This window comes from Reinekea marinisedimentorum (assembly GCF_004341165.1).
Classification (GTDB): domain Bacteria; phylum Pseudomonadota; class Gammaproteobacteria; order Pseudomonadales; family Natronospirillaceae; genus Reinekea; species Reinekea marinisedimentorum.
The window spans coordinates 31,440-55,306 of sequence record NZ_SLZR01000011.1; the positions used below are offsets into that span (position 1 = coordinate 31,440).

Here is a 23,867-nt window from a genome sequence, read left to right on the forward strand (position 1 = left end):
GTTTGGTGGTACTCAGCAGGAATCAGGCCAGAAATGGAATAGCCTCAGATATCCGAAAGCTCTGCCCACTCAGACTCAGTAAGCAGGTTTTTAATTTCAATCAGAATCAGCAGTTCGTCATTTTTATGGCTAACACCCTGAATGTAACGGGCGTTTTCTTCGTTGCCGACGTTCGGAGCCACTTCAATTTCTGATTGGCGCAGGTAAACCACTTCAGCAACCGCATCGACCAGAATACCAACGACCTGATTTTCCGTTTCAAGAATAACAATGCGGGTATTGTCGGTAATATCGGAGGTCGGCAGACCGAAACGCTCTCGGGTATCCACTACGGTCACGACGTTACCGCGCAGGTTGATGATGCCAATCACATAGGAAGGCGCACCCGGTACCGGCGCGATCTCACTGTAGCGCAACACCTCTCGCACCTGCATGACGTTAATGCCATAGGTTTCGTTTTCCAGACGGAAAGTCACCCATTGCAGAATCGGGTCATCACCGGTTTTGGCTGTCTGAGCAGTCATTTATAGTTCTCCACAACTCGAATTTTAATACTATAGTTCAGGTTCATTTTACCTGCAGGAATAATCCCTTCAGGGCTAAATCGGTGTTCAGGCGCAGCTATTTACTGTTGCCGCAGAATTCTGGCAAAGCCATCGATATCTACCAGAGCGCACATTTCCGAGATCACCGTTCCGGCAAGCCAGGGTCGCGCGGTTCTGTTAGAGCGCCACTTCACTGAGTCTGGCTCAAGCGTCACCGAGCCATCAATAGAATGCGCTGCGAGCGCCCAGTCTGAGTTATGCATGCTGACAGCAAACTTCAGAGTCTTGGTATCTTCAGCCCGATAACGCTCGGGCATTACCAGCTGAGAGGTATCGACAACCCGGATGTTTTTCTCCTGAAGCACCGGCAGCAACCCCAGGAACCAGCCGGGCTGATCGTATAGTGAGGTCAGCTCGCGATCCAACGGGAAGATGTTACCCAGCAGCACCAACGGCACCGCCAGCTTGAGCCCGCTGACCGTGAAGACCAGGCAGTCGAAGCGATCCTGCGCCCATTCTGGCCTGCCGTTAGCAGACCAGGTTGGGGAGAAGTCTTTCTTAGGTTCCGGCTCTGGTTCCGGTTCTGGTTCTGGCTCTGGTTCTGGCTCTGGCTCTGGTTCTGGCTCTGGTTCTGGCTCTGGTTCTGGCTCTGGTTCTGGCTCTGGCTCTGGCTCTGGCTCTGGCTCTGGCTCTGGCTCTGGCTGAACAACAGTCTCAACGATTTCCTCGACCACTTCCTCGGTTTCTGCCGCCGTTGTTGCTTCATGCAGCATTTCATCCAGATACGACATAACGGCCAGACGGCTGGCTGCCGCTTTCGGTTTGGTCGCTGTGGCTACGGGTTTAGGTCGATTCATATTAACTACTTAAATCTTTTTACTGGTTTAATCAGGCTAACAGTGTTTTCAGTAACATCCGGTAGGCTCTGGCCGCTCTCGACTCTGCATCGAGCTGGCTGATTGCCTTACCCAGGCGGCTGGCATCGCGCAACTTGGTATCGATCGGAATGGCCGAGTTCCATATTTTACCTTCATATTGCTCACGCAGTGCTTTTAAACTCTGAATAGACGCCTGTGTCCTGCGATCAAACATAGTCGGGATGACCAGATAATCCATCTGCCGCCGTTGCGACCGCATCACCATCTCGATGGTATTAACCATGCGTTCCAAGCCTTTAATGGCCAGGAATTCTGTCTGCACTGGCACCAGCAGTTTCTGGCAGGCCGCCAGAGAATTAATCAACAAAACGCCCAACAGCGGCGGCGTGTCGATAATGGCGTAATCGAAGTCATCCCACAGGCAGGCCAGAGTTTTAGAAACCACCAGGCCAAGACCATCCTGCTTACTGACATTACGCTCCAGAGTCGCCAGCGCTGTAGAGGCCGGGATCATGCTCACGCCGTCGATGGGCGTATCAACCATCACGGCCTTAGCCTGCTGTTCGGTGACCTTGCCCTGATTCATAAACAGATCAAAGCCGGACGGGCTGATCTCATCCGGGTTCATACCAAAATAACTGGTCAATGAACCCTGCGGGTCGAGATCAAACAACAACACCCGATGCCCCTGCTCTGCCAGCAACGCGCCAATAGAAACGACAGATGTCGTCTTACCGACGCCACCTTTCTGATTTGCTACTGACCATACATGCATACAACACCTTTCAATCTATTCATTGCCTCGACTCTGCCTCTACGCCAAAGCCGGAAACCACTATGGAAATTCTTCCGTTAAAGGTAGCCGAGTCGGCTACCAAGGCCGGCTGATATGGCCCGAATGCCACTACGGAAAGCCGCTGCCCGGGAATGCCCGCTCGCTGCAGGTAGCGCACTACATTGGCGGAGCGCAGGGTTGATAGCATCCAAGCATCTGCACTTTCCGAACCTTCGGCAGCACTGCTGTAGCCTTCAACCTTTACCGGCAGGTTGACTTCACTGAGTAATTTGCCGATTTCATATAAAACTGCCTCTGCCTGATTAGTAATATCGGCCGAGCCGGATAAAAATGTAACGGAATCTGAAAGCTGTATTTCTATCCACGACTCACTGCCGCTGACGCTGAACAGCTGCTGTTCGATCAGCTGCTGAAATGACTCGCCGAGTTGCTGCTGAATATCGATCAGCGAAGATTGCTGATGATACTGAGCGCTGTCGTTTAAATCGACATAGGTCGCCGGCAATGGCTCCGGTTGATACAGCGGGTTGAAGAAATCCGGGCCTTCCGGTGTGGCCGGCATTTGCAATGGCTCTATCGCGGTTGGCTGGACATCAAAGATTTGCAACAGTGTGTCGCTGACCTGACGGAATTTTTCCTTTTCCAGCGAGCTGATGGAAAACAGGAAGACGAAAAAAGCAAAGAGCAACGTCAGGAAATCGGCATACGAAATCATCCAGCGATGCTCGTTCGCTGAACGACTCTGAAAGCGCTGCCGGTGATCGCGGTTCACAACCGGTACTCCCGAAGCCTGCGCTCCATAACACGCGGGTTTTCACCTTCCACGATGGCCAGAAAACCATCCAGAACCATCTCTTCAAACTGGCTGCGCGCCATGGCTTCATTGCGCAAGCGGCCGGAAACCGGCAATAAAAACAGGTTTGCGAAACCGACACCGTAAATCGTGGCGACAAAGGCCGTGGCAATACCGGAGCCGATCAACTGAACATCGTCCACCTGTGTCATGACCTGAATCAAGCCCAGCACTGCGCCGATAATACCCATCGTAGGCGCATAGCCTCCGAGTGATTCAAACAGGTCTGCCGCTCGCAGCCACTCGTTTTCGCGCGATTCCGTTGTGACAGAAAGGCTTTTGTGAATTTTGTCTTTCTCTGCACCGTCGACAATCAGCTGCAACCCCAAACGCAGGTAATTATCCGGTTCTTTAGATGATTCAGGGTCCAGGCTGAGCGGCCCGCTGCGGCGCGCCATCTGACACCAGCGAACCAGCTTACCAATGCAGATATCGGCGCTGTGCGCGGGTTTCCAGAAGATGTTCGGAAACAGCCGCCAGGCAGCCTTCCAGGTTTTGAAATCGGCCTGGATCATACCGGCGGCCAGTGTGCCACCAATCACGATTAATGCAGCAGGGAAATTTGACAGCGAACCCGGCTGTCCGCCTTCAAGCAAATGCCCACCAAAAACGGCAAACCAGGCCAGAAGTAAGCCGAAAAATGCGATCATTTCAATTCCTTGCTGTTTGTTGCGTCTAAATGAGTGGAGCAACCACCTGCGAGATAGCGTGCCTGCCCTGCCGGAAAAAGGTTTCCGCTCAGGTCACCACATTAATGATCCGGCGGGCAATATCTGGTAGTGGAATCACTTCATCTGCCAGGTTTGCTTTTACTACAGCAGAAGGCATGCCATCAATCACGCAGGTACTGCCTTCCTGCGCCCAGATCACATTCTGAGCCTGCTTCAGTAAACGGGCCCCCTCTCTGCCGTCGGCACCCATACCGGTTAAAACGATCGCCAGAGCACTCTTGTTGTAGTGCTTCACGGCACTGCCGAAGGTGAGATCAACGGATGGTTTGTAGTTCAGGCGGGCATCGCCGGCCAGAACTTTAAGCTTGTTTTTTCCGGTGAGCATCATCTGCATTCCACCGGGTGCCAGGTAGGCCATACCCGGCTTGATGATGTCACCGTCTTCCGCTTCCTTTACACCAATGCGGCACTGGCTGTTCAGGCGCTCAGCAAAAGCGCCGGTAAAGGAGCCGGGCATGTGCTGAATAAGCAAGACCGGCACCGGGAAATTTGCCGGTAACTGGGTCAACACCTTTTGCAGTGCAACCGGGCCACCGGTAGAGGTACCGATCATGACCAGTTCAAAGCGTTGAGTATACTTGCGGGCTGCGGTGGTACGGGCCACCGGGCTTCGCGGTGCAGCCGGTGCGCCTCTGCGCAACAGCGACGAAGGCCGGGCAATAGTCTGCAGCTTTTCAACCAAGGCCTGTCTTAAGGCTTCAGTATTGCCGGAGGCTTTTTCGTAACTCTTGGGTAGGAAATCAACCGCACCGGCATCCAGTGCATCCAGGGTTACCCGGGCACCCTGCAGAGTCAGCGAGGAGAACATTAAAATAGGGGTTGGCTGCCTGCGCATAATTTCACGCACTGCGGTAATGCCATCCATTAATGGCATTTCGTAGTCCATCGTGATGACATCCGGTTTCAGGCTGACAACCTTATCAATAGCATCACGGCCGTTGGCGGCTTCACCGACAACGGTCAGATTAGGACTGGAGTTGATGATGGATTTGATTTGATGGCGAAAAAACGAAGAATCATCAACAATCAAAACCTTAATGGACATGCAGCAACCTCAAAACCCTGTATGGATTATTAATTATAAACGTGCGCTTTCAGCAAGCTTGGAATATCCAGAATCAGGGCTATACGCCCGTCCCCGGTTATGGTGGCGCCGGCTAAACCATCGGTTCCCTGCAGCATCTCACCAAGTGGTTTAATCACCACCTCTTCCTGACCAACCAGCTGATCAACCACAAAACCGACACTCTGAGTACCCACTGTCACCACCACAACATGACCTTCAATGCGCTCACTGGCCACATGCGCTTTGTTATGGATGAGCCAGCGCTTCAGGTAATACAGCGGTATTGGCTTGCCCCGAACGAGCACAACTTCCTGACCATCAACAACATTGGTTTGTGACAGATCCAGGTGGAAAATTTCGTTCACGCTCACCAGCGGTAATGCAAATGCCTGATCTTCCAACATCACCATAAGCGTCGGCATAATGGCCAGCGTTAACGGTACCTTAATACTGATAGTCGTGCCGACATTACGGGCCGATTCGATATCAATAGTTCCGTTCAGTTGTGATATTTTTGTTTTCACAACATCCATGCCGACACCCCGGCCGGATACATCGGAGATGACATCCTTGGTGCTGAAGCCGGGTGCGAAGATAAGGTTGAAGCATTCTTTATCCGTCAAACGGTCGGCAGCATCCTGATCCATCACTCCGCGGTTAACGGCAATGCTGCGCAGTTTATCCGGGTCCATACCGCTGCCATCGTCTTTGATGGTCAACAGAATATGATCACCTTCCTGCTCCGCCGAGAGAATGATTTTGCCAGTGCGCGGCTTGCCATTTTTTTCACGTACATCTGGCTGCTCCACACCATGGTCAACCGAGTTGCGCACCAGGTGGACCAGTGGGTCGGCCAACGCGTCGACCAGATTTTTATCGAGATCGGTTTCTTCACCGACCAGCTCTAAAATGACTTCTTTTTTCAGGTTACGCGCTAAATCCCGCACAACCCGTGGGAAACGACCGAATACTTTTTTGATCGGCTGCATTCGGGTTTTCATCACCGACATTTGCAGATCAGCGGTCACCACATTCAGGTTGGCGACGGCTTTCTGCAGCGTTTCGTTTTCCAGCTCGGCCCCCAAACGAACCAGCCGGTTACGCACCAGAACCAGTTCACCCACCATATTCATGATGTCATCCAAACGCTGGGTATCTACCCGTACGGTTGCATCCTGAGTCGGTGGCTGGACTTTTGCCGGAGCGGCAGCCGGTTTCTGTACCGCCTTTGCAGCAGGCGCTTCAGCCTTCACGGGTTTCACCGGCTGAGGTGCAGGTGTCGCCGGTGCAGCGGGCTTCGCAGCGGCGGGTGCCGCTTTTTTCGGTTCACTGGCGCCGGGAACAGCAAACTTGCCTTTGCCGTGCAACTGATCCAGCAGTGCCTCGAATTCTTCATCAGAAATTTCATCGCTGTCACCGCCAGACACAGCCGGTGTTACCGGCTCGGCTTTCGGGGCAGGCGTTTCACTGACGGGCGGAGCAGCCTTTGCTTCTTGCGGCGGAGCGGGGCTTGCAGACATCTTGCCTTTACCGTGAATCTGATCGAGCAATGCTTCAAATTCTTCATCAGTAATTTCATCATCACCGCCTGCGGCAACGATCGGTTCAGGCTCTGCGACGTCTTTTACAGCAGAAGGCGGCGAGATAGCATCCAGCAACTGCTCGAACTCTGCATCGGTAATGTCGTCACCGGGTACGCCTGTCTGTGCGGTCGCATCACTGGCAACAGCCTCGGCAACCGGGGTTTGTTCAGCAGCAGGCACGGGAACTTCCGGCTCGGCCGAATCTGTTTCTGCCGCCGGTTTTGCAAAATGATGCAGGCGCTCAATCAAATCATGATCTGCAGGTGTCAGAGGCTCGCCATTCTGAACATTGCCAAACATCTCATTAACGGCATCCAATGCATTCAGAACATGGTCCATTAAATCAGCATCTACGGCGCGGTGGCCGTTGCGCAATGTATCGAATACGTTTTCCGCTGCATGACAGCAATCGACCAACTCCGTAAGTTGCAAGAAGCCAGCACCACCTTTAACGGTATGAAAACCACGAAATATCGCATTCAGTAAATCTTTGTCATCAGGCGTATTTTCCAGTGTAACCAGCTGCTCTGAGAGCTGTTCCAGAATTTCGCCTGCTTCGACAAGAAAGTCCTGAAGGATTTCGTCATCCGCCTCGAAGCCCATAGTTTGTGCCCCTTAAAAACCTAAACTAGATAAAAGATCGTCTACATCATCCTGGCTGGCCATCACATCTTCTTTTTCTTTATCAACCTGTGGGCCATGGCCTTTCATATTCATATCGGCCGCTTTAGCCGGATCTTCACCACTGGTGGCAATTCCAGTAATAGCCTCAACCTGACTGGCCATATAAACCAGATCTACCAGGCTGGCTTCAACCTCTTTAACCAGTGAGGTCACCTTATTGATAACCTGCCCGGTTAAATCCTGAAAATCCTGAGCCAGCAGAATATCGGTCATGTTGGCCGACAGTTTATTGCTGTCAGTATCCAGAGATTTGAAATAGTCATCTAACCGCCAGTACAACGCCCGGAACTCATCCGGCGTCATATCGCGCTGCACCAGACGCTCCCACTCTTTTTTCAGCTCGGCGGCTTCCTGTTTCAGGTTATCTGCAATGGGCAGACTTTCTTCAACCAGATCGAGTGTTTTATTGGCAGCGTTCTCTGTCAGTTGCACGACATAATCCAACCGGTCTGTGGCATCGGTTATCTCAGACGATGTTTCAGTTTTGGTATCGATCTGAAAATTGGTTATGGCACTGTGCAGCGCACGAGTCAGCCGGCCAACTTCCTGATACAGACCTTTATCACGCACATTCTGCATTTCCTGCAGATCTTTCAGAGCAGACTGATGATCACCGTCTGCAATGTTGTTATATAAGTCAAACGCCTTAATGCGAAGCGCTTCCATGACGTCTGCTTCATCCGGTAAATCCGGAGTACGCGCCTGTTGCAATTGAGCCAGTACACCAACAGCTGCTTCTATGTTCCCGGTATCGACGTGCTCTAATAAGATCGAGGCCTGCTCTTTCAGAAGACCGACGAACTCATCCGAGACGTGAGTGATATCACTCATATTGCCCCCTCGCGTTCAGTCTAACTAGCCTTCCACGCGCTCAAATATTTTTTCTATTTTTTCTTTAAGTGCCGCTGCAGTAAAAGGTTTTACGACATAACCATTCACACCGGCCTGAGCTGCTGCGACGATTTGATCGCGCTTTGCTTCCGCAGTAACCATCAGTACAGGAATACCCTTCAGGCGCTCATCGGCCCGAATTTTCTGCAAGAGCTCAATACCGGTCATGCCGGGCATATTCCAGTCAGTGACAACAAAATCGAAATCGCCACTTTGCAACATCGGCCATGCCGTTGTGCCATCGTCCGCTTCGTGAGTATTGGTAAATCCCAGATCCCGCAGAAGATTCTTAACAATGCGACGCATTGTTGAAAAATCGTCGACGACCAGAATTTTCATATTTTTATCCAAGATGACCTCCTATAGCCTTATCCGGACAATAACTGCTTTATTCATAATAGACCGTGCTACGGTGCTATCCACTATTTTAGATGTTTCCCCTGCCTGCCATTAAGGCGAAGCGCAAGCTGATGAACATCGTTCAATCAGCGAAAGAAAAATTTGCGCGCAGGGTAACATTAATTGACCGTCTCAGCTTCTGCCTTTATCGGCCATTTTTTAGGAATATTTATGAATAAACAGAAAAAATAAATAAACGATCAATTTATGTCCAGTCACGCATTTTGGCGCGTAACCTCATTGTCGCCTGGGAATGAATTTGACTCACCCGTGATTCACTGACATCCAACACCGCTCCAATTTCTTTCAGGTTCAGCTCTTCATCGTAGTACAAGGAAAGTACCAACTGCTCGCGCTCAGGCAATGCGCGGATAGCATCGGCAAGCTGAGTGTTCATCTGATCGTTTTGATGACCTGAATGCGGTGCGGCTTCTTCGGTGACAGCAGGCTGGGGATCGTGAACATCAGCATTGTTGTTTTCAATCAGCTCTTCAAAGCTGAACAATCTGGAGCCTTGGGTATCTTTCAGCAGCGAATAATATTCCTGCAATGGAATGCCCAGCTCTTCTGCCACTTCCTGATCGCTGGCATCGCGGCCTTCACGCATTTCAATGGTGTGTATTGCTTCGGATATCCGCCGGGAATTACGGTGAACACTGCGGGGTACCCAATCGCCCTTGCGGATTTCATCGAGCATGGAACCACGAATACGGATGCCAGCATAGGTTTCAAAACTGGCACCCTTTGAGTAATCGTAATTGCTTGCCGCTTCAAATAAGCCAATCATGCCGGACTGCACCAGATCGTCCAACTGGACACTTTCCGGCAAGCGGGCCAGCAGGTGATGAGCAATGCGCTTAACAAGCACACCGTACTGTTCGACCAGCTGTTGATAATCTACTTTTGGTTGCGTGTCATACATGCTGTAACTCTGCGCAGACATTTCAGGCAGCTCCCGCGCCCTGAATGAGCCTTTCAACAAAAAATTCCAGGTTACCTTTGGGTGTACTCGGTAACGGCCATGTCACTACTTTTTGTGCCAGAGCGCGGTAGGCAGAAGCGGCCGCAGAACGCGGGTAGGCCTCCAGTACGGCTTTCTGTCGCTGTACAGATTTACGCACGCAGTCGTCCATTGGAATGGAACCACCATACTGCAGCGAAACATCCAGAAAGCGATCGGTCACTTTCACCAACTTATTAAACAGTTGCTGACCGTCTTTGGCAGACCTCACCATATTGGAAACCATACGGAAACGGTTCATACGGCAGTCGCGGTTCAATACTTTTATCAAAGCATAGGCATCGGTAATAGACGTCGGCTCGTCGGTGACCACAACAATGGCCTCTTGAGCCGCACGCACAAAGCTGGTTACGGTTTTGGAAATGCCGGCAGCGGTATCGACAATAAGCACATCAATAAAATCAGCTAACTCGCTGAATGCGGTAATAATACCGGCGTGCTCTATTTCACCCAGGTTGGCCATCTGCTGAGTGCCGGATGCCGCCGGAATAATCTTAATGCCGGCCGGGCCTTCAACCATAATATCGGCCAGCTGCGCTTCGCCTCTCAGCACATCACTGATGTTTTTGTTTACTGAAAGTCCGAGCAGAATATCAAGATTTGCAAGCCCTAAGTCTGCGTCGAGAATAACAACCCGCTTGCCCAACTCAGCGAGACCAATCGCCAGGTTCACGGATACATTGCTTTTTCCCACGCCACCTTTACCACCGGTGACGGCAACTACCTGTACAGGGTTCAAATTATTCATTACCTATTTCCTCGATTCACCCCAGTATAGATCAGCCTTGAAAATTTGCAGTCACACAAGACTAAATAAGCTACTGATCTGAATACGATTTCTATTACTTTTAATTATGTTCGAATCTGCCCGGCAGTTTACCCTGCCGTTGCCAGTTGCGCCGGTTCTTTTTTCAGCGCATCCAACAGCCGGCTGATCAAAGCGCGGGCGTCCGCTTTTTCGATATCCTGCGGAATATTCTGCCCGGTGGTACAGAACCAGACCGGCCAGCTGTTTCGCAGAACCGGCTCAATAACACTGCCGAAACTGGCTGATTCATCCAACTTAGAAAGCACAACCGCAGCAAACGCCTTGCGGGCATGCAGACCAATAAACTGATTCACCGAAGCGCTGTGCATATTTGACGGCAATACCAGCAGAGTCCGCAGCTGATTGCGCAAGGCAGTATCTTCCATCAGATTATTCCAGTGTGCGATCGCCGGGCGACTGCCGCTGGTATCGATTAGCACCAGGCGCTTTTCGCTCAGTTGCGCCAACGTTTCCTGCAGCGAATCGTGCTCGGTTAAGGCATGGAATTCAATCCCCAGTATATCGGCAACAGAATTAAGAATTTCCTGACCGCCAACCTGAAACCAATCCAGGGAGACCAGGGCGACCGATTCCGCACCATGATCACGAACGGCATGGGCAGCCAGCTTAGCAATCGTCGTCGATTTGCCGGCACCGGTTGGCCCGGTTAACGCAAAGACGCCTCCGTTGTCGAACGGTTCATAAATTGGCGTTGGAATAGCCGACGCAAGCCGGGACATGGTTTTGCGCCAGTTGGTTTCGATGGCTTCCTCTTTATCAAATTGAGCCAGCAGCTTACGGGTCAACCGACCGCTGAAACCCAACGTGTGCAACCTGGCTTCCAGTCGCTCGTACTGCGGGGAGATATCCGTGACCACCGCCGGCTCGCGCAACTGTTCAGCCTGGGCTTTGAGCATATCCTTGAGCCCGTCAATTTCCCGACGCAGCATGGAAATATCAGATTGCACTGCGGCTTGCTCCACTGGCGGGGTTGCTGCAGCCGGCGCTGGTTTTTTTGCAGGCTGTTTAGGCGCCTGCACGGCGGCCTTAGTCATAGAGCGCACATCGGCGGTAATACGGGTATTTAGGTATGGCTGCTTTACGGTGGCATGAGGCTCAAAGGCCTGAGTGTTTTTATCTGACATGGCGGCAAACAGCTGCTTCATGGTTTCGCTGTCGAGCTGCGGTGCAGGCTGATCGGGCTCAGCCTTAATAATGTCTGATTCCTGCTGATCCACAGGCTGGCTTTCCAGAAAGAGTTCGTATTCCGCTTCGTCAACACCGGCAACGATTTCCAGTCCATTGGCCAGCCGCCGGTTAGAAAGAATAACCGCCTCCGGGCCCAGGGTTTCGCTGATGGTTTTTAACCCGGCCTGCATGTTTCCGGCTGTGAATCGTTTTATCTTCATGGATCGCTCCTCATTGCCTTAATGGTTTGCTTTATTGGCCACCAACGCTGGCAACAATGGTTATATGCTTGTTATCGGGTATTTCCTGAAAACTCAGCACTTTTAAATTCTTCACACCGTGTCTGACGAACCGGGCCAGCAGCATGCGTAGTGCCGCCGGCACAAGCAGAATGGCGGGTTTCCCCTCGGCATCCAGCTTTTGAACCATTTCTCCGAGTGACTGCTGCAGGCGCTCTGCCATTCCTGGCTCCAGCGCCACACTGTCAAGATTTCCATCAGATCCGGCCTGCTGAACTGTTTTGTGCAACAACTGTTCCAAACCGCGATCCAATGTCACCACCGGAATTTCTTTTTCATTGCCGACGATTCGCTGAACAATCATTCTTGAAAGACCCATACGTGCGGCGTTCGTCAACACGCCAATATCCTGGGTCTTCGGCTGTATATTGGTGATCGCCTCGGCAATGGTGCGCATGTCTTTGATTGGTACCTCTTCAATCAACAGGTTCTGCAGCACCTTCAGCAACAGGCTCAGCGTCAAAGTATTGGGCACCAGCTCTTCGGCCAGTTTGGGGGAGTGATTGGACAGCAGATCCAGCATTTTCTGAACTTCTTCGTGACCGAGTAATTCATAGGCATGCTGTGAGAGCACATGGTTGACGTGGGTTGCGACCACGGTACTGGTATCGACCACGGTATAGCCCAGGGTTTGAGCTTTATCTTTTTCTGTCGGGCTGATCCAAATAGCCTCCAGGCCGAAGGCCGGGTCTTTGGTTTTAATACCGTCGAGCGGACCGAACACCTGGCCGGGGTTGATCGCCAGTTCTCTGTCGGTATAAACCTCGCCCTCTGCCACGCCGACCCCCATCAACGTCAATTGATAGGCATTGGGCATAAGATCGAGGTTGTCGCGGATATGAATGGACGGGATCAGGAAGCCCTGCTCCTGAGAAAGTTTTTTACGAATGCCTTTTATGCGCCCAAGCAGCGCGCCACCCTGAGAGCGATCCACCAGCGGAATCAGCCGGTAGCCCACTTCAAGGCCAATAATATCGACTGGCTGAACGTCATCCCAGCTGAGCTCTTTGGTTTCCATCGGCGGTGGAGCCTTAGGCGGAGCGCCTTCGCCAGGCTTTTTACCCCGCTCGCCGCGCTTCAGCGATGGAGCTTCGGCCGGCAATGCCTTCATCGGCAAAATGGTTTCCCCCGCGTCTGTACGCTCTTTGAGAATAATCAGCAGCGCCCCAATACCGGCAGCGGCAGACAGACTCAAAAACACAAAGTGCGGCATGCCCGGCAACACCCCCATAACGAACAGCACAAAGCTGGTAATCGCCAGGGCACGGGGCGTTGCAAACATCTGGCTGACAATTTGATCGCCCATTTCACCGCTGGATGAGTTGCGGGTCACCATAATGGCGGCCGCCACCGAGAGCAGCAGCGAAGGAATCTGTGCAACCAGACCGTCACCGATGGTCAGCAAGGCATATTTCTGAACAGCATCGGCAAACTCTAGGTTGTGCTGCATCATTCCGATAATCAATCCACCAATGATGTTGATCACCAGAATCAGAATGCCGGCCACAGCGTCACCGCGCACAAACTTCGAGGCACCGTCCATTGAACCGTAGAAATCGGCTTCCTGCGCGATTTCAGCACGACGGGTTTTTGCCGTATCGGCATCAATCAGGCCTGCATTGAGGTCGGCATCGATCGCCATCTGCTTACCGGGCATGGCATCCAGGGTAAAGCGGGCACTCACTTCAGAGACACGACCGGCACCCTTGGTGACCACCACGAAGTTGATGATCATCAGAATCGCGAACACCACCAGCCCCACAGCGTAGTTACCGCCAATCAGCACTTCACCAAACGACTGAATCACCTTACCGGCGGCATCACCACCTTCATGGCCATACATTAAGACAACACGCGTGGAGGCAACGTTGAGCGACAGACGCATCAGCGTTGCCACCAGAAGAATGCTGGGGAATACGGCAAAGTCGAGCGGCCGCAACACATAAATGGCCACCAGCAGCACCACGATAGATAGCGCGATATTGAAGGTAAAGAAGGTGTCCAGCAGCAGCGTTGGTACTGGCAGGGTCATTAAACCCAACAGCAGCAGCAACATAATTGGCACACCCATTAGCCGCTGCCCAGCCGCCTTAGCGCTGTGCCCGGTGCCTTTTAATACTGCCTGACCATCTACATTGCGCAGTTGAGATCCTGCGGTGCGAAAGTTATCTAATAGCGCCATTCGTCAATTTTCTGTCAAATAATTATCACTAAAGGGTGCATCGCAAAGATCAGGCCAAAAAAAACCGGCGCTCCAAACGGAGGGCCGGCCAGCAGGCACCTGTGTGCAGTTTCTTTGGTTAAACTACTGAATATCCGCCTCCCAGATGACGGAACCGGTTTGTGCTTGCTGCACCATTTCGCCGTAGCGAACCTCCAGTTCGAGGCGACGGATTTTTAGCGTTGGCGTCAAAAAGTGGTTTTCAATCGTCCAGGAATCTTCCGCAATAATCAGGCAATCCAACTTCTGATGACCTTCCAGTTTGCCATTCACCTTATTGAGCGTTGCCTCCAGAGATTGCTGAATTCTGGACTTTTCTGAACGATCAACATGCTCTGCCAGAACCACCACCGCAACCGGCTGCTTGCGGCCGCTTCCCATGACGCATATCTGTTCTATATCGGAGTTTTCAGCAAGCATCGACTCAATCGGCACCGGTGCAACATACTTACCCTTGCCAGTTTTGAAAGCTTCCTTCACCCGGCCGATGATTTTAAAAGCGCCACTGTTGGTCAGCGTGGCTTTATCACCCGTTCTAAACCAGCCATCAACAAAGCTCTGCTCCGTTGCCTCCTTATTTTTGTAATACTGCTCAAAAACCGCTTCGCCACGAATCAGAATTTCACCTTCTTCGGAAAGTGACATTTCCACGCAATCAGCCGGCACACCAATGGTGCCAATCAGAGTGTCTTTAAACGGCAGGTTACAGCAGGAAAGCCCGGTGGTTTCGGTCATGCCCCAACCTTCAGAGATTCGGATTCCGATCGACCGGTACCAGTGCAGAATAGATTCGGATATGGGCGCAGAGCCAGAGCCGAAAATACGCACCTGATCCAGCCCCAAGCCCTTGCGGATCTTACGGGCAATCAAACCACCAACCAGAGGAATGCGCAGCAGGCGCTTCAGTTTTTCTGCCGGAAGCTTTTCAAAAACGCCGAGTTGGAAGCGCGTCCACAACCGCGGCACCGAAAGAAACAGCGTTGGTTGTGCGTGCTTTATATCGTCCAGAAAGGTATCCAGCGATTCGACAAAATAGAAGGTTGCCCCGCCATACAAGCCCGGCCCCTGAATAACGCCACGCTCGGTAATGTGGGCCAGCGGCAGGTAGGAAATCAGCCGGTCATCGCCGGTCACGTTAAACCATTTGCAGTGGGTTTCATTCACGGAGGCGTAATTTAGGTAGCTGATAACGACACCCTTTGGGTTGCCAGTACTGCCTGAGGTATAAACAATGCTCATCACTTCATCGAGTGCGGCCAGATGCACTTCTGCCATAGGCTCGTACTGTTTCAGCCAATCACTCCATTGCTGATCACTGCGCGCTGTCGGGTACGGGAAAGCAACCTTAATGATTTGATCATCCAGCGCAGCATCCGCGGCCTTTGTGCTATCGAGCTTACCCAGAAATACCGCTTTGGATTCACTGTGCTGCAATATATAACGGATGGTTTCAGCACCGGCCGTTGCATAAACCGGCACACTGACCATACCGGCCATCATGATGGCCCAATCGGCAATAAACCACTCAGCAGAATTCTTCGCCAGAATGGCCACCCTATCTCCCTTTACCAGGCCGTTTTCTATCAGACCCGTAGCAATTCTGCGCGCCTGCTCTTCAGCCTGTTGCCAGCTTGTGGTGAGCCAGCGACGCTCTACAGGCTGATTGAAGATGATTTTTTCCGGATGATTTTTGCTATGCTGCAACAACACCTGAATGGGCGTTCGATACTCCATGATTCAGACCTTTTTATTGTCATTTTGACTTTAACTCCAGCAAATTTTTGAAAATGCACAAGCCACCGTACAAAAAATAACTAAAATGGCACCCTGTTAAATTTTGTGCTTTGTCACTAAGGCCCTAACGCTTGAACAGATTAAATTCGTCACAACAAACCATTTTTCTGGCTATATTCTTAGCAGCATCACTGATCGGGAATATCTTTCTGTTCAGCGGCAATAGCGGCAAAGCCTCTCAACTTGAACAGCAATCCGCCGAACTGAATAAACGTTCCTCTGAAATTGAACAGCTAACCAATCAGCTGGCTGAAAACCAGCGGAAAACCAGACAGAGTGAAAGCACCCTCAGCTCGGTAGGAGGACAACAGCGCGAGTTGCAAGCGATTGCGAAGGAAATGCAGGTGCAGCTACTGGAACTGACCGAGGCCTATCAGAAAAACCTGGTTACCGCCGAACAGACCAAACAACAGTTGAGTGCTGCAGAAGCGCAACGGAAAGAGCTGGAAGCCCGGCTGAGAGATCAACAAGCTAGCCTGCAGGAAGCGCAAAAAACCATCAGCAATCAACAGCGCCTGCTGCGCGCTAATACACTGCCCGGCGACAGCGAAAAGCAATTGAAGAACCAGCAGGCGCTTTCTTCCCTTTCCGGCAAGCTAAAAGCCGATTACCCAAATGTGCTGCTCCGTCAAAGCCAGTCCGGAGCGGGTGTGATAGAGATACCACTGACCTATCTGTTTGAACAGGGCACCACCAAGTTGAATGCCAGTTCACCCGAGTTGTTAAAGCCAATCACAGCAACCCTGTTAGAGCTGCCCGACACCAGCATAGAGGTCATTGGCCATTCAGATTCCAGACCGATTGTTTCTGACATGGGGTTAATTTACCCGACTAACTGGGAGCTCAGTTCTGCCCGAGCCAGCAAGGTAGCACAGCAACTGAAAGAAACCGGCATTGCCGAGCAACGCCTGACCGTGATGGGTAAGGCGGCAAACGTGCCGGTGCGCGACGAACAAAATGAGCTGGCCTGGCAGATCAACCGCCGCATAGAAATACGCTTCAACTAGCTCCGTTATCTTTATTCCGCAAAGAGCGCGGCACGGTTGGTAAGCGGCTGACCACCAGCAGGCAAACAATCATTATGCCCACCAGCATCCATTGCAGCGGTGGAATGCCGACAATGAATATCGACATACCAAAGGTCAGGCAAATAATGATCAGAACCCGCTTCTTGGTACGCTTTTCTATAAAGTTTTCGTTCTGCCAGTTGGCAATGATCGGCCCGAACATCGGGCTGTTCAGCAGCCAGCGATGAAACCGTGGTGAAGTCTCTGCAAAGCAGGCTGCTGAAATTAACAAAAAGGGCGTGGTTGGGACCAGCGGCAGCAACACGCCAATAGCGCCCAGCACAAGGCTGAGCCACCCTGCTGCAAAGATGGCGTGCCGCTTAACCGGGTTCAACTGATATAACCCCACTCCAACAAACGACGATAGGCATACTCAGCCTGATCACCCTGCTGAACCTGCGACAGATACGTTTTATAAGCGGCCGCCGCGGAGTTTCTATCACCCTTCATTTCATAGCCATAGCCAATAAAGAATTCGACCAGTGAATTATTGGTAATCACCTCTTTATAGGCATTGAACTGACTGATGGCAGCGTCCGGCTCGGAGGTTTCCAGGTAGCTGATGCCCAGCATATAGGCCGGCAGAACTTCATTCGGCTTCAGGAATTGAGCCTCTTTCAGTGAACCGGTTGCATTTTTATAACGGCCGGTTGCCATCTGATACTTGGCATGAATTACCCAGTAGCCATAGTCATCCAGCCCTTGCCTGGAAGCGATATTCAGTTGTTCAAGCGCGGTTTCGTTTTCACCACCGGAAAGCGCCAGGTCCGCATTGGACAGCGCCTTAATCATGGCACGCTGCTCGCGCAGGCCGATGGTGTAATCCATGTAGCGTTCTTTACCCAGGTTGCGGCTGGCGTATTGGTTGTAACCGGATAACTGACTGTTGGCGTTGGCCAGACGTTCAGAGCTCATCGGGTGGCTGGAAAACATAATCTCCATAGTGCTGGGTTCAGCACTGCTCAAGCCGTCAAGCATCTCCATTAAGCCCACCATCCCCTTGGGGTTAGCACCCATTTTCACACCGTATTCCATCCCCAGTGCATCAGCCTCACGCTCGTCATTGCGACTGTACTTGGCCAGCAATGCTGTTGCGCTTAATGACCCGACACCGGCTACGATATCGCCATAACCGCTGTCACCCAGCGCTGCAGAGGCAGCACCCACAGCCGCCTGAGCCAGAATGCCTTTGGTTGTGCGCTCGGCAGCATGGCGGGCGTTCACATGACCGACCTCGTGGCCAATCAGCGCCACCAGCTCTGCTTCCGACTCCATCTCTACCATGATGCCACGGGTGATACCGGTAGCGCCGGCCGGAAAGGTGTAGGCATTAATATGGTTGGCATCCAGCACCCTGAAGCTGTAGGGCATGCCCGGACGATGGCTGACCGCAGCAATCTGACTACCCAGGCTGGTTACATAGTTCTGTAATTCATTGTTGGCCGTCGGCCCATAGTCGACAGAAAACTGCATCGGGCTTTGCGCGGCATCAATCTGCTTTTCATCTTCTTCAGAAAGTAATGAAAACGTTGGGCTGCCGGTGACCGGATCGTAGGCACAACCGGTAAAAACAGTAGGAATGGCAACACTGGTCGTTGCAAGGCCGGCCCAATGTAAAAACTTACGTCTGTCCATAACACACCCTTAGTGGTTAGTAATGATCGTTCTTTTTAACAACACTTGATGAATGAAGATAATAGCAGCCGCCCGTTGTCATATAAAAATGCATTACAAATATGACAATTTACAGCCTCAATAATCAGTCATTTTCGCTGCAGAACAAAAAAGCGGTTGCATAACCGAATTCGACTGGTATTATGCGCCCCGCTTGCAGCAAAGCGATGTGTGTCCCGTTCGTCTAGTGGCCTAGGACACCGCCCTTTCACGGCGGTAACAGGGGTTCGAGTCCCCTACGGGATGCCACCTTCCTTTTTAGATATCCCTCATTTTAATCGTTGTACTCGCCGTGACAGGCCGGTGTCTGCACCGCACTCTTTCCTGTTCTGGCACGACGCTAACAGCGGTTCGAGTCCCCTACGGGATGCCACCTTCCTTTTTAGATCTGTTTTTTAACGAATCAGTACATCTGAACTTTCTTGTTAATTGATGTTTCCTCTGTACGACGATTCACGCCTATCAGTAAATACATTGTCACTGTAGCCAGCACTATTACTAACGCCGCTATTACAAAACCAAACTGAACAATATGCCTGGAAGCTAAAAAGGCGATCAGCAGGTAGCTTAAATTCTGAACCAGTGTTGAAAATAGGGCGACCAACCCATCCGCCCGTCCTCGCTGATTCACGTCGATCCGAATATGCATCCAGTTAATCCGAGCGATACGGTTCAACGCATTCGAAAAACCGAACCCGGCTACAAAAATTAAAAGAAACAGTGGCGATATAAACACACTCATGCCAACCAACATCAGCGCCGACAGTGCCAGAGCAGCTAACATGATATTTTTAAGGCTGGAAAGCGCCAGAAGCCGGGTTATAAAAATCCCTGTCACCAGTGACCCAACACCAAAGAAAAGGTAATAGCTCGCAAACCAGCGGCCCGATACCCCTTGCTCTGCAAACCAAATAGGTACCAACTTGCTTAAATAGGTCAGTACCGGATAGGAAAGGCTGGATAGCAAAAGTATTGAATAGAAAACCGGGTCATTACGGTAAATCGTTTTGCTCTCAAAAAGCTGCCTACGGAAGCTGAGTGCATCCGGCCTTCTGAGCTTTTGCCGGTAGGGTGTGAGCAGATAGCAAGCCATACCCAGCAGCGATGTAACCGCTGCAAACATTGCAAAGCTTTGCATTGCCCAGCTCTCCAGCAGAACAACCCCAACAGCACCGGCCAACAGTGTTGTCCCCTGTACAACCACCTCCTGCTTACCCGACAGAGCCGCGTATTCATGCCGGTCATAGTTCTCCTGAGTAAAGGCATTGTTTGCACTCCAGCCCAGGTTGCTGACCACCCAGAAAATGAGCTGGGCTGAGGCCAACACCCAGTTAGAAGCAAAACCTAACGCATAAGAGAGCATAATCCCAAAAGCTGTTATAGCCTGTATTGCCAGTACCCAGACCAAAATCTTCTTTCGCGAATGCCGGTCGACCAGCGTCGAGAAAAACGGCGTAAGCACAAAACTCACGGCAGTACAGACCAGTGTAACCAGTGCCACAAAGGCCCCCATATTAGGCGACGACAGCATCACCCACGGTAACGCCATTAGAAAAAGTCCTGTGGAGATCCCATCAAAAAAGTGCCCTGCCAAAAAGAAAGTTGTTCTGAATTTCACCGGATGTTTCCTTATTTCCTGAAAGTGGCGAGAATCCTATTACCTCAAGTTAAGTTGAGGTAAAGTACTATTTTCAGGCATCAGTTTTTCAGGAGCTTAGGCATGGAGCTATCCGTAGGTGAAGTCGCAAAGAGAGCCGGCATAAAGGTATCCACCCTGCACTTTTACGAGCAGAAGAACTTAATTACCAGCACCCGCAACAACGGCAATCAGCGTCGCTATTCGAAATATATTCTAAGAAGAATTGCCGTGATAAAGGCGGCTCAGCAGGTAGGCCTAACCCTGGAGGAAATTTCTGAATCACTCTCCGTTCTGCCGCTGAATAAGGCACCGACCAAAAAACAGTGGGAGGCCATGGCCAAAGGCTGGCATCAAACGCTACAGGCGCGCATCAACAAACTGCAGAGGCTGCAGCAAGACCTGGGTAGTTGTATCGGTTGCGGCTGCATGTCGCTGACCGCCTGCAAGTTACACAATCCGGATGATATCTATGGCGGAGAGAATAACGGTTCAAAGTTAATCGATTAATAAACTGTTTACAGGCTACCAATATATTCAGCGCAACAAAAAAGCCAGCAAACGCTGGCTTAACATCCGCTGCAATCAGCCACTTTTTACATCAGATTTGATTCATCGTCGTAATTTTCGTGGTCGTTTTCCAGTACGTAGAAGCTGACTTTAGCCGTGTCATCGTCATCACTGGTTTTATCGTTCAGATATATTCCAGCTTTAAAGTACATGAAGTCTGAAGAGTTATCGTATCCGCTGTCTGCCATATCGACTTCGCGGTACGCCAGTTGCTCTCCATCCTGACTGATGGTAACCATCAGCATATCACCATCAACTTCAATGCTGTAAGAGAATATTTCGTCCAGTTCTATGCCATAAATGAGAGTACCACTCACAACATCCAACATAGAAACACACAAAAAATACAATATAGAAAAACAAAAAATTGCAAACTGAGTCTATATAATTTAATCCCTTTTGAATTCCATGATGGAATAACCAAAGTTTGAGAAAATGCGCAAAGAATTTGCACTGCCACCCAGCCTAATATAATCACTCTAAATACACGATTTTTTGAGTTTTATGTAATTTAGACACGAGCAGTACCATGTAAGCGACCTTGTACGGCTTAAAGGTACCAATTCTTGCAATGAGGATCTTTCCATGAATTTTCCAAAAAACAAATTGCATCGCTGCATTACAGCAAGCGCTTTGGCGCTTAGTGTTCCAATCACTGCCTTAGCGCTAACAGCAAATGAACCAACTGGAGACTTAGTTCAGGCACTCCAGATGTCACTGTACTTTTATGATGCTGAAGAGTCAGGTCCCAGCGTCAGTTCGGGAAATCAACGCCTGGAATGGCGTGGCGATTCTGAACCCAGCGACTCCGAAATTCCATTGGAATATAACTTGGTTTCAGGCGTAAATTTAGACGAAGATTTCATTGAGCAGTATCGGGATAATTTAGACCCAGATGGCAATGGCACTGTCGACCTTTCCGGTGGCTTTCATGATGCCGGCGACCACGTAAAGTTTGGTTTGCCACAATCATATGCAGCCTCTACTTTAGGTTGGGGCCTATATGAGTTCAGGGATTCCTTTGAAGCCACCGGATCACTCGATCATGCATTGGAAGAATTGAAGTGGTTTACTGACTATTTTTTACGATCTACCTTTCGTGATGACAATGGTGATGTCATTGCATTTAACTATATGGTGGGTGATGGTTCAACGGACCACAACTATTGGGGCCCTCCGGAATTACAGTTAAGCGACGAATTTCCCCGCCCGGCCTCATTTGCTTACGAGGGCGACCCAGCCTCCGACCAAGCCGCAGGCGCAGCTGCAGCATTAACCTTGATGTATCTGAACTATTCAGAAATAGACAGTGACTATGCTGACGAATGTCTGGAATATGCTAAGGCTCTGTATGAATTTGCTGTTAATAACCGAGGCTTAGGCACTGACGATGGTTTTTATACATCCAGCTATGATGAAGATGAAATGTCGTGGGCTGCAGTTTGGCTGTATATAGCAACGGACAATACCGATTATTTGGATGATATCGTCGCGATCGACGCCAACGGCAACTACACCGGCTACTTAAGCAAAATCATCAGTACGACAGCCGATAGCTGGCAGAACATTTGGGTGCATTCGTGGGATACCGTTTGGGGAGGAGTATTCGCTAAGCTCGCACCGGTGAGCGAAGGCTATGTTTCTGACGATTTGAATGATAATTTCTGGTATTACTTCCAGTGGAATTTGGAATACTGGACAGCCGGCGAAGTTGAACACTCAGATACCAGCGACACAAACTACCTGACAGCAAGCCCTGCTGGATTTTCAGTAATCAATACCTGGGGGTCTGCCCGCTATAATACCGCTGCTCAGTTATGCGCATTGGTATACAGAAAATACGCAGGAGAAACCGAAAAAGCCATCGCCTTAACCGACTGGGCGTTGTCACAAATGAATTATATTATGGGCGATAACCCGCTGGAAAAATCTTATATAGTCGGGTACGGCGATAGCTACGTGCAGCACCCCCACCACCGGGCCGCACACGGAGGTGAAGACAACAGCATGTTGATTCCTGCAGAACACAAACACACGCTTTGGGGTGCACTGGCAGCAGGACCAGATATTGATGACTATCATAACGACGATATTACCGATTACGTGTATAACGAAGTTGCCATTGATTACAACGCAGGCTTTGTCGGAGCGCTGGCCGGCTTTATTGAGTACTACGGTGAAGATCAAGTTTATGACAGCTGGGAACCGGAAGCCGAAGAAGAAGTGCTTGGGTTATACAGCATGGCAAAACTCGAGCAGGATAACGATGAGCGCACGCAAATCACGCTGCAACTGAACAATAAGACCAGCCAGCCACCCACGCTTTATGATGCCTTCTCGTTGAAATACTTCTTCAATATTTCAGAGCTCATCGAAAACGGCCAGAGCATCGACGACGTCAGTTATGAAATTTACTACGATGAGTCCTCCTACTTCGATGGTGCAGCAACAGTAACCGGCCCGATAGCATGGGATGCCACTAACGGTATTTACTACATGAATATCGCTTGGGACGGCATTAATATTTGGGGCGATATGCAAATTCAATTTGCATTACTGGCCGATCAGGACAGCACTTGGACAGCCTATTGGGATTCCAGTAATGACTGGAGCATGACCGATGTTACAGCTGCCAGCCTGGATTACTCCCCTTATGTTCCACTCTACATCGATGGAGAATTGATCTATGGCTCTGAGCCTGTAATCTCAGAAAGCAGCGGGGAGACAGATAGCACTGAAAACAATGATGACTCTGAAACGATTGACGATAGTGGCACAACTGATGGCTCGGGTGACACCGATGATACAGTCGATAGCAGCGGCGTCCCTGAATGCAATGTTGACTACAGTGTCGTGAATGAATGGAGTACGGGTTACATCGGCTCTGTAACCATCAGCAATAATGGCGAAGGAGAAGCCATCAGCTGGCAAACGACAATCACCTACAGCGACAACACAGAAATTGTGAACAGCTGGCAGGCCGATGTCTCCGGTGAATCACCCACTTATTCTGCCAGCAGTCAATCCTGGAACGGTTCAATTGACGCAGGAGATAGTGTTTCCTGGGGGTTTGAAGCGAGCATCAATGACAGTTATGAATTGCCTGCAGTGAGCGTAACCTGTGAATAAATAATTACCATGAATAAAAAAACCGGCTGGCAAG

The 23,867-nt window shown here is 50.7% G+C and carries 21 protein-coding genes and 1 tRNA gene; 4 read left to right on the forward strand and 18 right to left on the reverse strand.

The features are described 5' to 3' along the window. Positions 1-44: 44 nt before the first annotated feature. The 14 genes from BCF53_RS12915 to BCF53_RS12980 all read right to left on the reverse strand — a co-directional run bounded on the left by BCF53_RS12915 (position 45) and on the right by BCF53_RS12980 (position 15,697). Positions 45-524, reverse strand: coding sequence for a chemotaxis protein CheW (locus BCF53_RS12915; RefSeq protein WP_132702159.1), 480 nt, complete (start codon positions 522-524; stop codon positions 45-47). A 101-nt stretch (positions 525-625) separates the two neighbouring features. Next, positions 626-1,402 carry a chemotaxis protein CheW gene (locus BCF53_RS12920; RefSeq protein WP_132702160.1) on the reverse strand — a complete coding sequence of 259 codons (777 nt, stop codon included), beginning with the start codon at positions 1,400-1,402 and terminating at the stop codon, positions 626-628. A 31-nt stretch (positions 1,403-1,433) separates the two neighbouring features. Then, complete coding sequence (locus BCF53_RS12925; RefSeq protein ID WP_132702161.1) at positions 1,434-2,198, reverse strand: ParA family protein; 765 nt, start codon at positions 2,196-2,198, stop codon at positions 1,434-1,436. Between the two features lie 19 nt (positions 2,199-2,217). Beyond that, positions 2,218-2,991: a flagellar motor protein MotB gene (locus tag BCF53_RS12930; protein ID WP_132702162.1), complete on the reverse strand. Its 774-nt coding sequence runs from the start codon at positions 2,989-2,991 to the stop codon at positions 2,218-2,220. Next, on the reverse strand, positions 2,988-3,722 hold the full coding sequence (locus BCF53_RS12935) for a flagellar motor protein (RefSeq protein ID WP_207902730.1): 735 nt from the start codon (positions 3,720-3,722) through the stop codon (positions 2,988-2,990). The genes BCF53_RS12930 and BCF53_RS12935 overlap by 4 nt, the downstream gene beginning before the upstream one ends. Before the next feature lie 88 nt (positions 3,723-3,810). Next, positions 3,811-4,848, reverse strand: a complete 1,038-nt coding sequence (locus BCF53_RS12940) for a protein-glutamate methylesterase/protein-glutamine glutaminase (protein ID WP_132702163.1) — start codon at positions 4,846-4,848, stop codon at positions 3,811-3,813. Positions 4,849-4,877: 29 nt separating this feature from the next. After that, positions 4,878-7,055, reverse strand: coding sequence for a chemotaxis protein CheA (locus BCF53_RS12945; RefSeq protein ID WP_132702164.1), 2,178 nt, complete (start codon positions 7,053-7,055; stop codon positions 4,878-4,880). Between the two features lie 12 nt (positions 7,056-7,067). Further along, positions 7,068-7,967: a protein phosphatase CheZ gene (locus tag BCF53_RS12950; RefSeq protein WP_132702165.1), complete on the reverse strand. Its 900-nt coding sequence runs from the start codon at positions 7,965-7,967 to the stop codon at positions 7,068-7,070. Between the two features lie 24 nt (positions 7,968-7,991). Then, positions 7,992-8,366: a chemotaxis response regulator CheY gene (gene cheY, locus BCF53_RS12955; RefSeq protein WP_481404356.1), complete on the reverse strand. Its 375-nt coding sequence runs from the start codon at positions 8,364-8,366 to the stop codon at positions 7,992-7,994. Positions 8,367-8,631: 265 nt separating this feature from the next. Next, positions 8,632-9,348: an RNA polymerase sigma factor FliA gene (locus BCF53_RS12960; RefSeq protein ID WP_132702246.1), complete on the reverse strand. Its 717-nt coding sequence runs from the start codon at positions 9,346-9,348 to the stop codon at positions 8,632-8,634. Between the two features lie 22 nt (positions 9,349-9,370). Then, positions 9,371-10,195, reverse strand: a complete 825-nt coding sequence (locus BCF53_RS12965; RefSeq protein ID WP_132702167.1) for a MinD/ParA family protein — start codon at positions 10,193-10,195, stop codon at positions 9,371-9,373. 128 nt (positions 10,196-10,323) lie between these two features. After that, positions 10,324-11,664: a flagellar biosynthesis GTPase FlhF gene (flhF, locus tag BCF53_RS12970; RefSeq protein WP_132702168.1), complete on the reverse strand. Its 1,341-nt coding sequence runs from the start codon at positions 11,662-11,664 to the stop codon at positions 10,324-10,326. Positions 11,665-11,695: 31 nt separating this feature from the next. Beyond that, entirely contained in the window at positions 11,696-13,924 is a 2,229-nt protein-coding gene (gene flhA, locus BCF53_RS12975) for a flagellar biosynthesis protein FlhA (RefSeq protein ID WP_132702169.1), read from the reverse strand. Between the two features lie 123 nt (positions 13,925-14,047). Then, positions 14,048-15,697, reverse strand: a complete 1,650-nt coding sequence (locus tag BCF53_RS12980) for an AMP-binding protein (protein ID WP_132702170.1) — start codon at positions 15,695-15,697, stop codon at positions 14,048-14,050. A gap of 131 nt (positions 15,698-15,828) precedes the next feature. Here BCF53_RS12980 and BCF53_RS12985 point away from each other — a divergent pair, with 131 nt between their 5' ends. Then, on the forward strand, positions 15,829-16,764 hold the full coding sequence (locus tag BCF53_RS12985; RefSeq protein ID WP_132702171.1) for an OmpA/MotB family protein: 936 nt from the start codon (positions 15,829-15,831) through the stop codon (positions 16,762-16,764). Here BCF53_RS12985 and BCF53_RS12990 read toward each other — a convergent pair. Then, entirely contained in the window at positions 16,757-17,158 is a 402-nt protein-coding gene (locus tag BCF53_RS12990) for a YbaN family protein (RefSeq protein WP_132702172.1), read from the reverse strand. The genes BCF53_RS12985 and BCF53_RS12990 overlap by 8 nt on opposite strands. Further along, positions 17,155-18,459: a M48 family metalloprotease gene (locus BCF53_RS12995; protein WP_132702173.1), complete on the reverse strand. Its 1,305-nt coding sequence runs from the start codon at positions 18,457-18,459 to the stop codon at positions 17,155-17,157. Before BCF53_RS12995 ends, BCF53_RS12990 begins: the two co-directional genes overlap by 4 nt. 212 nt (positions 18,460-18,671) lie before the next feature. Between BCF53_RS12995 and BCF53_RS13000 the strand changes: the two genes are divergently transcribed. Beyond that, positions 18,672-18,747 (forward strand) — tRNA-Glu (locus BCF53_RS13000). Positions 18,748-18,901: 154 nt separating this feature from the next. On the opposite strand, the gene BCF53_RS13005 is transcribed toward BCF53_RS13000, so the two are convergent. Continuing rightward, positions 18,902-20,116, reverse strand: a complete 1,215-nt coding sequence (locus BCF53_RS13005; protein WP_132702174.1) for an MFS transporter — start codon at positions 20,114-20,116, stop codon at positions 18,902-18,904. 102 nt (positions 20,117-20,218) lie between these two features. Between BCF53_RS13005 and soxR the strand changes: the two genes are divergently transcribed. After that, entirely contained in the window at positions 20,219-20,644 is a 426-nt protein-coding gene (gene soxR, locus BCF53_RS13010) for a redox-sensitive transcriptional activator SoxR (protein ID WP_132702175.1), read from the forward strand. Between the two features lie 86 nt (positions 20,645-20,730). On the opposite strand, the gene BCF53_RS13015 is transcribed toward soxR, so the two are convergent. Next, a complete protein-coding gene (locus tag BCF53_RS13015; protein WP_207902733.1) occupies positions 20,731-21,021 on the reverse strand; it encodes a polysaccharide lyase family 7 protein in 291 nt (96 codons plus the stop codon). 394 nt (positions 21,022-21,415) lie between these two features. On the opposite strand from BCF53_RS13015, the gene BCF53_RS13020 reads away from it, so the two are divergent. Beyond that, positions 21,416-23,833: a glycoside hydrolase family 9 protein gene (locus BCF53_RS13020; protein WP_165901917.1), complete on the forward strand. Its 2,418-nt coding sequence runs from the start codon at positions 21,416-21,418 to the stop codon at positions 23,831-23,833. Positions 23,834-23,867: the final 34 nt, after the last annotated feature.